Genomic DNA, 13,375 nt, shown 5'->3' with positions numbered 1-13,375 from the left:
CCGTTAAAATGCGGCAATTACCGCTTTTTATTCTTCTTCATCCGCTTCTTTTTCTTCTTTTTATTCCGCTTAACCATCGAGTTCATTGCCATCTTAGACAACTTGCCCTTAATGCCGTTACCAAACATTCCCTCCATCGGGCCAAAGTTTCCCTTGGACATTTGGTTCATCATTTTTTTCATTTGGTTAAACTGCTTAATCATCCGGTTAACTTCAACCACTGGCCGACCTGATCCGGCAGCAATCCGGCGCCGCCGACTAGGATTTAAAATATCCGGATTTTCGCGCTCTTGTTTAGTCATTGAGTAGACAATTGCTTTGGTATGCTCAATATCCTTAGGATCGACGTTAATGTTCTTCAATGCCGGATTATTTGCCATCCCCGGAATCATCTTCACAATGTCTTCAATCGGGCCCATACTTTGAACTTGGTTCATTTGATCCAAGAAATCGTTGAAATCAAAGGTATTTTCCCGAATTTTTTGGGACATTTCGGCTGCTTGCTTTTCGTCGAATTCCTTTTGGGTCTTTTCAATTAAAGTAAGCATGTCCCCCATGCCTAAGATTCGAGAAGCCATTCGGTCCGGGTGGAAGACGTCTAAGTCTTCCATTTTTTCACCTTGACCCACAAATTTAATTGGCTTACCCGTTACTGCCCGGATTGACAAAGCTGCACCGCCACGGGTGTCCCCATCTAACTTAGTCAGGATTACCCCGGTAATGTCTAACTTATCATTAAAGCCTTCCGCTGTATTTACCGCATTTTGCCCGGTCATCGCGTCGACAACCAGGAGAATTTCATCAGGATGGGCTAATTCCTTGATGTCCGCTAATTCTTGCATTAGCTTTTCATCAATTTGTAGCCGACCTGCCGTATCAATAAAAACGTAATCGTTCTTATTTTCGGCAGCTTGTTCTAGCCCGTGCCGAACAATTTCAACTGGACTAACGTCGGTTCCCTCTTGGTAAACTGGGACGCCGATTTGTTCACCAACTTGAACTAACTGGTCAATCGCCGCTGGCCGATAAACGTCAGCCGCAATCAACAGTGGGCGCGCCTTCTTTTCATTCTTAAGCTTTAACGCCAATTTACCAGTCGTCGTAGTTTTACCAGCACCCTGTAAACCAGCCATCATGATGATGGTAGGAATCTTTGGTGCTTGATTTAACGGACTAGCTTCGGTACCCATCATCTTCACTAATTCGTCATTAACTAGCTTGACAATTTGTTGGGCCGGGTTTAATCCTTCTAAAATATCCGAGCCGAGTGCTTTTTCCCGGACGGTTTTTACAAATTTCTTTACAACGGTAAAGTTAACGTCGGCTTCCAGCAATGCGAGCCGAATTTCGCGCATGGTGTCGCGCAAGTCCGCTTCGGTTACCTTTCCTTTTTTTCTTAAATTATTAAAAGTTTTCTGTAAACGTTCTGTTAGACCTTCAAAAGCCATTGACAGCCCCTCCGTCTTATTCTTCTTCACTTTGCTCAAGGTCCGCTAAATAGCGCTTGAGCTGGGTATCTTCCGGATACTTCTCGGCAACGTACGCCTGAATGCGATCAAATTTTGCGTTGCGTAGCTCAAAGTTACGCAAAAGGTGTAATTGTTGCTCGTATTTTTCCAGAATTTTTACGGTCCGTTTAATATTATCATACACTGCCTGACGACTAACGTTGAATTCCTCAGAAATTTCGCCTAACGAATAATCATCAGCATAGTACAGAGTAATGTATTCTTTTTGCTTGGGGGTCAACAGTTCTTCGTAAAATTCCAATAAACTGTTAACTCGGTTATTTTTTTCAATTTCCATAAGCGCTAGTCATCCAACAAACCCTTAAACAGGCCGCGGACATATTCTTCCGGATTAAACGGACTCAAGTCCTCAACCTTTTCACCTAATCCCACGTATTTAACAGCTAAGTGCAGTTGGTTGCGGATGGCCAAGACAATTCCACCCTTGGCAGTGCCGTCTAGTTTCGTGAGAATGATTCCGGTTACGTTTGTGGTTTCTAAAAACGCCTTTGCTTGGGTCAATGCATTTTGCCCAGTCGTGGAATCCAAAACTAGGAGAGATTCCTGCGGTGCATCGGGGATTTCCCGACTAATTACCCGCTTGATCTTATCTAATTCCTTCATCAGGTTAACTTTGTTTTGCAAACGACCTGCCGTATCGATAAAGACGAGGTCATAGTTTTCGGCTTTAGCCTTTTTTACCGCTTCAAAAGCGACCGCGGCAGGATCAGACTTTTCCTTACCGGTAACGATGTCAACGCCGTCCCGGTTAGCCCATTCTTCCAGTTGCTGGATTGCTCCCGCCCGGAACGTATCACAAGCCGCCAAGAGAACTTTCCGACCCCGAGCTTTAAAACGTGCCGCCATCTTACCAATGCTGGTAGTTTTTCCAACTCCATTAACGCCCACAAAAAGGAATACCGTTGGGCCTTCCTTACTAAAAACCAGATGGTTGTCTTCCGCACTGCCGTTACGTGTATATAAATCAACCAGCCGCCGGACGATTAATTGCGAGATTTTTTCAGGGTCCGAAACGTTTTCAAATTCAATCTCCTCGCGAACCTCTTCGCTAATTTCGAGGGCCGTGTCAAATCCAACGTCGGCTTCAATCAGGGTTTCTTCAAGATCATCGTAAAAATCATCATCCACCCCTGAAAAATTAGTAAATAAGGCTGAGAGTTTTTGTCCAAAAGACTTTCGAGAACGTTCCAATCCCCGGTCATACTTTTCAGCCTCGTTTAGTTGCGGCTCTTTATTAACTGGCGCCGCGGGGGTAACATCCTCAGCCGGGGCTGATTCCGGCGTACTTGCCGGTTCCTTTACCGGCGTGCTTTTCAACGGAGCTTCCTTTTCTTTCTCAGGAGAAGCCATCGTTGCAGATTCCGGAGCTTGGGTTGCTGGTTCAACCTTTTTTTCAGCTTCCTTTTCCTTCTTTTTCTTTTTACCAAAAAACCATGCCATTTATCCCACCTGCTCTCTTTGTTCGATTTCATCTACTGATACCGAAACCATTTTTGATACACCTGATTCTTGCATAGTAACCCCGTAGAGTACGTCTGCTTCCATCATGGTTCCCTTCCGGTGGGTAATCACGATGAATTGAGTTGTGTCTTGGAAAGTTCGCAAATACTTCGCAAACCGGCCGACGTTGGCATCGTCAAAGGCCGCTTCGGCCTCATCCAAAATACAAAACGGAACGGGCTTAACCTGCAAAATTGCAAACAACAGGGTAATTGCCGTTAAAGACTTTTCTCCACCAGATAGCAAACTCAAGCGTTGCAACTTTTTCCCTGGCGGTTGGGCCTTTATTTCAATCCCGGTGGTCAATAAGTTATCGGGATCGGTTAGCTCTAATTCAGCGTGCCCTCCACCAAACATTTTAACAAACACTTGCCCAAATTCTTTAGCAACTTGGTCAAAAGTTTGTTTAAAGCGTTGGCTTGCTTCTTGGTCAATTTCCGCGATGGATTGTTCCAGTTGTTGTTTAGAATTAGTTAAATCTTCTTTTTGGTCCTTCAAGAAGTTATAACGAGTCGAAACCCGTTCGTATTCGTCAATTGCTCCAAGGTTAACCGTGCCTAACTCGTCTAAGCCCCGCCGTAGTAGTTTCAATTCACGATGTAACTGCTCGTCATCCAAGGTGTCATCAACAATTGCCTGAGCACTTTCAAACGTTTGTTGATAATCGTCGTTTAATTGGTCAGCAGCTAGTTCAATTTTACTTTGCACTAACGCTAATGTATTTCGGGCTTCTTGCACCTGATTTTGTGCTTCATTACATTGCTTTTGAGTTAGTTCGTAATCCGCAATAACCCGGTCTTGTTCAACTTGAGCCTTTTGCCATTCGCTTTGTAAGTTGGACATTGCTTGTTCACGTTGTTTAAGCCGCTTTTGGACTTCCGCTAAACTAACTGCCTGCGTTTGATTTTTCGCAGATGTTGCTTGCTCAGCCTGTAACTGGCTTAACTGACGTTGTGTATCTTGTAAGCGAGTTTGCAAATCTGCTTGCGTCTGTTTTATGGCTTGTAGTTGTTCTTCTTTTTGGGAAGCCTGTTCGTTTAATTTTGCTAACTTAACTTGTAACTCAGCCCGCTGTGCTTGTCGTGCTTCCGCATCGTTATCAAAAAGGGCCAACTGCTGCTGCTTTTCCGTAGTTGCCGTCTTCAAATTCTGGATTTTTTCTTCCAGCGCATTGATTTGGGTAGGTAACTCTTGAATTGCATCGTCGGCCGGGCTTAACTGGCTTAATTCAAAGCGAGTAGCCTTGATCCGGCGCTCCAGCTCGGTAATTCGCTCTTCCGTCAAGCTTACCTGGTTTTCGGCTTTAGCCTTGGTTTGTTCGCTGGCTCGTTGGGTTTGGGTCAGCTGCTCTACTTGACTTTGAACCTGCTTACCTTGGGATAGCAACTCCTGTACATTTTTTTCCTTTGCCACCAATTTTTGCTTCATTTCCGCAATTTGCGTCTGAAGCCGTTTAATTTCTTGATCTTGCTGTAAAAGACCTTGGCGACCATGGTTCGTGGTTCCCCCGGTCATCGTTCCACCCACGCCCACAACGTCTCCGGCAAGGGTAATCACCCGATAACGACGGTGGACTCGTTGAGAAATTTGTAACGCATGGTCTAAATTATCCGCAATTAGGGTAGTCCCTAATAAATGCTGGCTTACCACACGATCGACGTTAGCAACCTTGATTAAGTCACTCGCCACCCCGCAAAAACCAGTTAGCGATTGGACTTGGGTAAGCATTTCACTGCGCACCGCACGCGATTGCAAAGTATTTCGCGGCAAGAACGTTACCCGGCCTTGACGCTGTTTTTTCAAAAATTCAATAATTGTTTTTGCGGTTTGGTCCGTATCGACCACCACGTTTTGGATTTGACTACCTAACGCAGTTTCAATTGCCACGGTATATTGATCCGGAACTTCAATTACGTCCGCTACCGGACCAATCAGCCCTGGAAATTGATCTTTTTGTTGTAAGACCGCCCGCACACCTTGATAGAAACCCGTATGCTCATTTTTTAAGCTCGTTAACGCCTCTAGTTTACTAGTGGCCCGGTGCACAATGTCTGATCCATCTAGCCATTGCTGCCGTGCCTCATCGTACTGCTGGCTTAATTGATTTCGCTTTTGCGCTAGCGTTTGGAGTTGTTCACTTTGCTGCTGAAAAATTTTAGTGGCGTTTTCGACGTCTTTTTTGAATTCAGTTAGCTTGGCTTCTAGTTCTTGTAGTTCTTTATTGAACCGAGCTAAATTCATTTCAACTTTTAAGCGTTGCTGCTCGTCCCGCTTTTGATCCTGCTGGCTAAAACTATACTGATTCTTTAACGAAGTCAATTTCTGCAGGTGGTCAACGTATTCCGCGCGCAGTTCTTCGATTTGAGCTTGTAAATCGGCCTTCTTTTGCTCTTGGTGGTCATCGGTTAGCAGTCGTAAAGCCTGCTTAGTACTTTTAATTTGCTGACTGAGTTCATTAGTGCGTTGCGTTAACTCCGCTAATTCACCTTGACTTTCATCAATTTGGCTTTCCACTTGCTTTGCCTGATCCGTCAAACGCCTTTTTTCTTGTTCAAAATACTTTTGACGTTCAATTTGTAAATCGTGCTCCCCAGTCAGTTGTTGTTCCAAGCGGTTTAAGCGGACTAACTCAGCTTGCAAGTCGTCCTTTTGCTTAGTTTGCTGGTTAACTTGCACTTTAAGCTGGTCCCGTTGTTCAGTAAGTTGCTGTAACTTATTTTCCAACTGCTTGGCTTGAGCTTGTTTAGTCTGAGACTCCTTCGCCCACCGTTTTTGCAACGCACTGTTATGGGTGATGGTCCGCACTAACCGGGTTTGTTCTAAACGATCAAACCGCTTTTTTTGCTGTAAATAGTCCTTTGCAACCGCAGCCTGTTCTTCGAGAGGCTCAACTTGCTTTTGAAGCTCCACGATTAAGTCATTCACTCGTTCCAAATAGCCGCTAGTCTTTTCTAATTCGTTTTCCGCCCGACGTTTGTCCTGCTTATATTCTAAGACCCCCGCAGCTTCTTCAATAATGGCCCGGCGATCCTCCGGTTTACTGTTGAAGATTTCCTCAATCTTCCCCTGAGAAATCACTGATAGGGATTCGCGCCCCAAACCAGTATCAATAAACAAGTTCAAAATATCTTTCAAACGGCATTCCTGATGGTTTAATTCATACTGACTTTCGCCATTACGGAAAAGCCGACGACTAATCATCACTTCATCAAATTGAGAGTCCAAGAAGTGGTCCGAGTTATCAAAAACAATGCTAACCGCCGCTCGGGATAGTGGTTTACGCTTTTCGGTCCCCGAAAAAATTACGTCGGGCATTTTACCACCGCGCAGACTCTTAGCGGAGGTTTCTCCCATCACCCAGCGAACGGCTTCAATAATGTTACTCTTACCCGAACCATTTGGGCCAACAATTCCCGTAATTCCGTCTTTAAAATCAATTTTGGTATGGTCCGCAAAAGACTTAAATCCGCTAATTTCAATTGTCCGTAGTTTCATTAAAAATACCTAATTCCTATTACGCAATTTTTGTAAAGCTTTGTTAGCCGCGTTTTGTTCCGCCGCCTTTTTAGAATGTCCACTGCCCTTTGCCAGTACTTGGTTAGCCGCACTTACTTGAACGGTGAAAACCAAGTCATTATCTGGGCCAGTTTCGGACACTAGCTCATAATTAATTTCTACTTCGCCGTTTCTTTGCAAAAGTTCCTGGAGCTCGGACTTATGGTCGATAATATGGTCAAAACGTCCTTCATCAAGCTTAGGAAAAATCACCTGACGAACAAACTTTTCAACTGCTTGTCGTCCCTGATCTAAATATAAAGCCCCAATAAACGATTCAAAAATATCACAAAGAAGTGATGGACGCTGCCGCGCGCCGGACTTTTCCTCTCCTTTACCAAGGCGAATGTACCGGTCAAAGTGACATTCCTTAGCAAAATCACTGAAGCTGGCCTCACAAACCATTGCAGCTCTTAAACGGGTCAACTTTCCTTGTGGCATTTCTGGATAACGTTTGTACAAATATTCCGAAACTACTAGCTGTAAAACCGCATCCCCTAAAAATTCGATTCGCTCGTAGAACTTTATCCCTTGATGTGGGTGTTCATTGACGTAAGATGCTTGGGTAAAGGCTTCGTCTAGTAGTTCATGTTTGGTAAAGTGAATGTCAAACATTTCACTTAGATCGTCTTCTAAATCTTTTAACATCTCAACCATTCCTTTCTAAACTTTAATTCGGTTTTCTAGATAAGAATAACTCGGTGACTAAAATGTATTCAATCACCGAGTTTCCCATTATTGTATTAAGACTGATGTTCACTAATGTAGTTAACAGCATCGGCAACTGTAGTCAACTTTTCAGCGTCTTCATCGCTGATCTCAGCTCCGAAAGTATCCTCTAATTCTAGTACAAATTCAACGATATCGATTGAATCAGCGTTCAAATCTTCCTTGAAGTTAAGCTTTTCGGTAATTTGATCGGCATCCAACTCAAAACGGTCTGCCAAAATTGCCGCAATTTTATTAAAAATTTCTTCTTTTGACAATTTACTTGCTCCTTAAATTTGTTATAAATCCTGATAATATTTTAATTGTTTTTACGGGGCTTGTCCACTTCGTCTTGTTGTATACACTTAACGTGCATGTCGAAGTATTCTGCCAAATTCTTCACCAATTTAGAATCTACAATTTCGTGCACCTGAATTAGTGCATTTTTAACTTGGTTCGCGTTACTAGAACCATGGGCTTTAACGACGGGAGCTTTGACCCCTAAGAGAACTGCGCCTCCGTGTTTCGAGTAGTCCATTTGATCCTTAATCTGGCTGAAAGCCGATTTTAGCAGGAGACCGCCCATTTTGCCCTTCATACCACTGTTTAAAATGGTATCCTTGACTAACTTAAGCATCGACAACGCGGTTCCTTCAGTATTTTTAAGAACTGCATTACCAGTAAATCCATCGGTAACTACCACGTCAGCGGCTCCGTTTAGTAGTTCTCGGGATTCAATGTTACCAACAAAATTCAACGAACTGTCGTCTTTCAATAGCTGGTAAGCATCTTTATGGATACGGTCCCCCTTGTCATATTCCGTCCCGTTATTTAGGAGAGCAATTCGAGGATTAGTAATGTGCATTACGTTTGCACTATAAAAATTACCTAAAATAGCAAAGTCATGCAGATTTTTAGCCTTGCTTTCGGCATTGGCCCCCACGTCTAACATCGTAAAATTGTCGTGGGGTCCCTGCAAGCTTGGTAAGGTGGTCGTCATCCCCGGACGGTCCACGCCTTTAATACGTCCAATGATGAATAAACCAGCTGCTAAAAGAGCTCCAGTATTACCTGCAGAGAAGATTGCATCAGCCTTTCCTTCCTTTACTGCCTGTGCAGCTAAAACCATTGAAGATTGTTTTTTACGTCGAACTGCTCGCACCGGTTCGTCTTCCATTGTGATTACCTCGTCAGTATGCACAATTTGGACGTTCCGAAAGTCATCCATGTAGTTGGTGATTTCGTCTTTCTTTCCGTATAGAATAAATTCCACGTCCGGTAAAGCTTCACGAGCGGCAACCACTCCTTTAACAATCTGCTCGGGGGCGTTGTCGCCGCCCATTGCGTCAACGGCAATTTTCATTTTTACTCTCCTTATATGTTTTTTATTAAATTTAATTAATCTAACCCTTGTTCGATTTGCATTACTTGGTCCAAGTACTTCGCTAAATTCTGGTAGGCCGGCTGAGATTGCCAGTCGGGCTGGTTAACGATTTTAGCAGCCTCCAGTTGGGCAGTTTGTAAGGCACCTAAATCAACTACCGGATCCCCAACTTTAAATTCGGGGACTCCCGATTGTTGCTGCCCAAACAAATCACCCTGACCACGCATTTTAAGGTCCGCTTCGGCAATTCGAAAGCCGTTGTTGGTTTCCACCATAATTTGCATCCGTTGCTTTCCTACGGCATTCTTAGGATCCGCAACTAGTAAACAATATGCCTGTTGCTGCCCTCGACCAATTCGACCGCGCAGTTGGTGTAACTGAGCTAACCCAAACCGGTCTGCATCTTGAATCACCATTAAGGTAGCATTAGGAACATCCACCCCGACTTCAATTACGGTCGTCGAAACTAACCCAGCAAACTTACCGGCCTTGAAATCAGCCATAATTTGGTCCTTTTCTGCACTGTCCATTTTACCATGCAAGATTGCAATCGCATATTTTTCTTGGAAGAAATCTTTTAGCTCATCATATAATGCCATAGCATTTTGTAAATCCATCACTTCGGATTCCTCAATTAACGGGGCCACAATAAAGGCCTGATGTCCCTGACGAAATTCATGATCCATCATCGCTAAAACCTTATCCCACTCCCCTTTTTTTAACCACTTGGTAACTACCGGTTTGCGGCCGGCAGGAAGCTGGTCAATGATGGACACGTCCATGTCTCCGTATGCAGTGATGGCTAAAGTCCGGGGAATCGGGGTAGCGGTCATCGCTAAAATGTCAGGATTATCTCCCTTTCGACGAAGCTGTTGGCGCTGGTTTACCCCGAAACGGTGCTGTTCATCAATAATCGCCAAGCCTAAATTTTGAAACTCAACGTCGTCTTGAATTAAAGCGTGGGTTCCAATCACAATGTCGATCTCCCCAGCTTTAACCGCCGCCAGTAGTTCGTCACGGACCTTTTTTCGCATTCCGCCAACTAATAATCCGATTTTTACGTCAAACCCTGCAAAAAACTTAATTAAATTATTTGCGTGCTGTTCAGCAAGGATTTCGGTTGGGGCCATTAACGCCGCCTGGTGACCAGAAGTGATCGTTGCGTACATGGCAATCGCCGCCACCACCGTTTTCCCGCTTCCTACGTCGCCTTGCAACAGCCGATTCATGTGCCAAGCCGATTTAAGGTTTGCTAAAATTTCGTTGGTGACCCGTTTTTGGGCTCCGGTCAATTCGAAGGGAAGTTGTTGAATAAAATCCCGAACCAACTGAATCTGATAATCGATTTTGGTTCCTTTTTCTACGCGGTCCCGTGATTTAACTATTTGTAAGCCCATTTGGAAGGCCAGAAATTCTTCAAACATGGCGGTTCGGCGCGCTTGTTTAGTGACCCGTACATCGCTAGGGAAATGAAGGGTTTTGACCATCGCTAAACGGTGCATCAACCGGTATTTTTGGATTAAATCTTCTGGAATTATATCGTGCACCTGTTCGGCGTATTCATTTAAAGCGGCCTCCACCAATTGTTGAATTGTGGCTTGCCGAATGTGCTTATTAGCGGGATATACGGCTTCCATCCCCTGCTCTTCGGTAATTATTTTAATTCCCGTCAAACTTTGGCGATTAGCGTCCCACTTACCATAAATTGCTACTTCTTGGTTAGCCTCAACTTGTTTTTTAATCCACGGCTGGTTAAAAAAAGTGACCATTACCGAGCTATTTTCCACCAGCAACCGAAAATTAACCCGTACCTTGTGGCGGCCAAAGCGCGCGATGGTTGGCTCGGTCGCAACTATTCCTTGAAACGTGACTTTTTGTTGATCAGCAACCTCTTGGGGCTTTTTTACCGCCAAGTCTTCATAACGAAAAGGGTAGTAGGTGATTAAGTCTTCAATTGTCCGGATCCCTAATTCCTGCAGTGCTTGCGCCCGCTTAGGACCGACTCCCGCTAATACCTGCACTGAATCTGTCAGACTCTTCATTTTTCCTCCACAATGCAAATCGAGGCCGTGACATCGTTTACGATTGTCATAGCCTCTAAAATCTACTTTAGCATTAGCTTAACACTTTTAAACCACTTAGCCTACTCAACTGAAATCAAAAATGGATAAACGGGTTGGTCTCCTTCGTGAATTTCAATTTCCAGATCTTCGTCAATTGCTAAGATGGCTTGTTCTAGTTCAGCTGCTTGTTTTTGGTTAGCATCTTGTCCGTAAATAATCGTCACGATTTCGCTATCTTCATCAAGCATTTGCTTAACCATAGCGGTAGTTGCTTCCATCAAGCTCGCTGCCGTATTGACGATTTTACCATCAATCATGCCCATGTAGTCATCTTTACGAATTTGCCGGCCATCTAACTTAGTGTCTCGAACCGCAACCGTTACCTGGCCACTCTTGACAGTGTTTAAGTTATCTTCCATCGCGCTAGCATTTTCTTCCAAGTCCGCTTCTGGATCGAATTCAAGCATTGCCGCCATCCCCTGGGAAATTGTCCGACTATGAACAATCTTAGTTGGAATTTCAGCAACTTCAACAGCCTGTTCTGCCGCCAAGAATATATTCTTATTATTAGGTAAAACGATGGCTTGCTTAGCACCTGAATTGTTAATCATTGCAACAATATCGGCCGTGCTAGGGTTCATGGTTTGCCCACCACTGATAATGTGGGTAACTCCTAAACTATTAAACAATTTCGAAATGCCGGCGCCCGAAGAGATTGCAATCACGGCCGTCTCAGGAGCTTCCTTTGGTTCGGGAGCGGTAACCGAGTCGTCTTGTTCAATAATTTCTTCTTGTTGCCAACGCATGTTATCAATTTTAATTTTGGTCAAATCACCGAATTGTTGGCCCCAACTTAAAACGTCGCCAGGGTGCTCCGTGTGTACGTGCACCTTAACCACTTCATCATCGTTGATTACGAGCAGTGAGTCCCCTAATTTTGCCAGATAGTTATAGAAAGTATCGTAATCAAATTCTTGGGAAACTTGAAGTCCCTTACCGATCCGCACCATCATTTGGGTACAGTAGCCGTATTTAATATCTTCGGGATTAATTTTACCTTGCACGCTTTGGTGGTGTTTAGCTTCCACCATTTCGTTGATTTCGGTAACGTCTGGTTCGTGTTGGTATTCGCTAACGTCCTTTCCGTTCAAAACGTCGTTAAAGGCGTCAAAAACGAAAACCAAGCCTTGTCCACCAGAATCGACTACCCCAACTTCTTTTAAGACTGGGAGCAATTCCGTAGTCTTTTTCAAGGCCGCTTGTGCTGCAGTATCAATTGCCTGCATTACTTCAGCTAAATTATCACTGGTTAAAGCCGCCTCATTACCGGCCTTAGCAGCTTCCCGAACCACCGTCAAAATAGTTCCTTCAGTGGGCTTCATTACCGCCTTATAAGCTGTCTTAGCACCGTTAGCAACCGCGTCAGCAAGGTCTTTAGCATTTAAGTTTGCCTTGCCTTCCACACTTTTAGCAAAGCCGCGGAAAATTTGCGATAAAATAACGCCCGAATTGCCTCGCGCGCCCATTAAAAGTCCTTTAGCTAGCGAACCCGCTAAATGCCCAACTTCTTCACTAGCATCGTTAGCTTCGTATTTTGCACCGCTTTCTAACGACAAGCTCATGTTAGTTCCGGTATCACCGTCCGGCACCGGAAAAACGTTTAACGAGTTAATAAAATCTGCGTTCATCTTTAAGCGATCAGCACTAGCCTGCACCATCTGATCAAAAACTTCATTAGTAACTAAGGTTTCGATTGCTTCCAATTCTTTATCCTCCCAACCCAACGAATTAATCGCTGAGTGCCTTTACACCCTGAACGAAGACATTCACTGAGTTAGCAGAGATGCCCAGCATGGATTCCAGGTTATATTTTACTTTTGATTGTACGTTTTTTGAAATTTCAGAAATCTTTGTTCCGTATCCGACAATAATGTATACATCGATTGCAACCCCATTGTCTTCTTGTTTAATTACCACACCACGTGCGTAATTTTCCCGTTTTAAAATTTCATTGATGTTGTCGCGAATTTGATTCTTGCTGGCCATTCCTACAACTCCGTAGTTATCGGTAGCTGCACTGCCGACCACCGTCGCGATCACGTCATTAGAAACCTCAATGGTTCCGTTTTTAGTTTTAATTTTGACAGCCATTTTCCTGCCTCCTTAGTATCATCTATACCAACGATATTTTACCATATCTTATCTAGACGCTAAATACAAGAACCTGCCCCATAAATTGACGTCAATTGTTATTATACTGGGAATTTTCACGTATGCCAATTCCTAAATGGGAGTGACAGCCACTTTTATTTCGTCACGCCTAAATATCTGTCAAGGATAATTACTTGAAAGTTTCCTATTGCAATATACCAGGCAATGTGATAAATTGTTATGGTAATTGAAATAGATTCTATTGAGATATAGAAGTGACAAAGGAGGGTTTCAACATGGCAAAAGATTTTGTCACCGGTAAGCGCACAAGTTTTGGAAATACTCGCTCACACGCTTTGAACCACAGCCGCCGAAGCTGGAAGCCAAATTTACAAAAGGTTCGCATCTTAGTTGATGGTAAGCCTAAACGCGTTTGGGTTTCTGCTCGAGCTCTAAAATCAGGTAAAGTAACTCGTGTATAACCA

11 protein-coding genes are annotated in these 13,375 nt (G+C 43.9%); 1 reads left to right on the top strand and 10 read right to left on the bottom strand.

The genetic code is table 11. The features are described 5' to 3' along the window. Window positions 1–17: 17 nt before the first annotated feature. The 10 genes from ffh to NYR25_04175 form a co-directional block, all read right to left on the bottom strand. Window positions 18–1,448, bottom strand: coding sequence for a signal recognition particle protein (ffh, locus tag NYR25_04220; protein UWF34606.1), 1,431 nt, complete (start codon window positions 1,446–1,448; stop codon window positions 18–20). Window positions 1,449–1,464: 16 nt separating this feature from the next. Then, the gene (locus NYR25_04215) at window positions 1,465–1,806 is read right to left on the bottom strand and encodes a putative DNA-binding protein (protein ID UWF34605.1); all 342 of its coding nucleotides are present in this window, start codon (window positions 1,804–1,806) and stop codon (window positions 1,465–1,467) included. A gap of 5 nt (window positions 1,807–1,811) precedes the next feature. Beyond that, window positions 1,812–2,969 carry a signal recognition particle-docking protein FtsY gene (gene ftsY, locus NYR25_04210; GenBank protein UWF34604.1) on the bottom strand — a complete coding sequence of 386 codons (1,158 nt, stop codon included), beginning with the start codon at window positions 2,967–2,969 and terminating at the stop codon, window positions 1,812–1,814. Continuing rightward, window positions 2,970–6,524: a chromosome segregation protein SMC gene (gene smc / locus NYR25_04205; protein UWF34603.1), complete on the bottom strand. Its 3,555-nt coding sequence runs from the start codon at window positions 6,522–6,524 to the stop codon at window positions 2,970–2,972. It lies immediately after the preceding gene. A 9-nt stretch (window positions 6,525–6,533) separates the two neighbouring features. Next, the gene (gene rnc / locus NYR25_04200) at window positions 6,534–7,232 is read right to left on the bottom strand and encodes a ribonuclease III (protein ID UWF34602.1); all 699 of its coding nucleotides are present in this window, start codon (window positions 7,230–7,232) and stop codon (window positions 6,534–6,536) included. 95 nt (window positions 7,233–7,327) lie between these two features. Then, complete coding sequence (gene acpP, locus NYR25_04195) at window positions 7,328–7,543, bottom strand: acyl carrier protein (protein ID UWF34716.1); 216 nt, start codon at window positions 7,541–7,543, stop codon at window positions 7,328–7,330. Between the two features lie 68 nt (window positions 7,544–7,611). Next, window positions 7,612–8,655: a phosphate acyltransferase PlsX gene (gene plsX / locus NYR25_04190; GenBank protein UWF34601.1), complete on the bottom strand. Its 1,044-nt coding sequence runs from the start codon at window positions 8,653–8,655 to the stop codon at window positions 7,612–7,614. 35 nt (window positions 8,656–8,690) lie between these two features. After that, entirely contained in the window at window positions 8,691–10,718 is a 2,028-nt protein-coding gene (gene recG, locus NYR25_04185; GenBank protein UWF34600.1) for an ATP-dependent DNA helicase RecG, read from the bottom strand. A gap of 101 nt (window positions 10,719–10,819) precedes the next feature. Next, the gene (locus NYR25_04180; GenBank protein ID UWF34715.1) at window positions 10,820–12,457 is read right to left on the bottom strand and encodes a DAK2 domain-containing protein; all 1,638 of its coding nucleotides are present in this window, start codon (window positions 12,455–12,457) and stop codon (window positions 10,820–10,822) included. Between the two features lie 70 nt (window positions 12,458–12,527). Continuing rightward, window positions 12,528–12,890 carry an Asp23/Gls24 family envelope stress response protein gene (locus NYR25_04175; GenBank protein ID UWF34599.1) on the bottom strand — a complete coding sequence of 121 codons (363 nt, stop codon included), beginning with the start codon at window positions 12,888–12,890 and terminating at the stop codon, window positions 12,528–12,530. 296 nt (window positions 12,891–13,186) lie between these two features. Between NYR25_04175 and rpmB the strand changes: the two genes are divergently transcribed. Further along, window positions 13,187–13,372 carry a 50S ribosomal protein L28 gene (gene rpmB / locus NYR25_04170; GenBank protein UWF34598.1) on the top strand — a complete coding sequence of 62 codons (186 nt, stop codon included), beginning with the start codon at window positions 13,187–13,189 and terminating at the stop codon, window positions 13,370–13,372. Window positions 13,373–13,375 lie beyond the last annotated feature (3 nt).

The organism is Pediococcus acidilactici (genome assembly GCA_024970065.1).
GTDB classification, from domain to species: Bacteria; Bacillota; Bacilli; order Lactobacillales; family Lactobacillaceae; genus Pediococcus; species Pediococcus acidilactici_A.
Note: the sequence above shows the minus strand (reverse complement) of the source record. Positions and strands in the feature narration are given on the sequence as shown.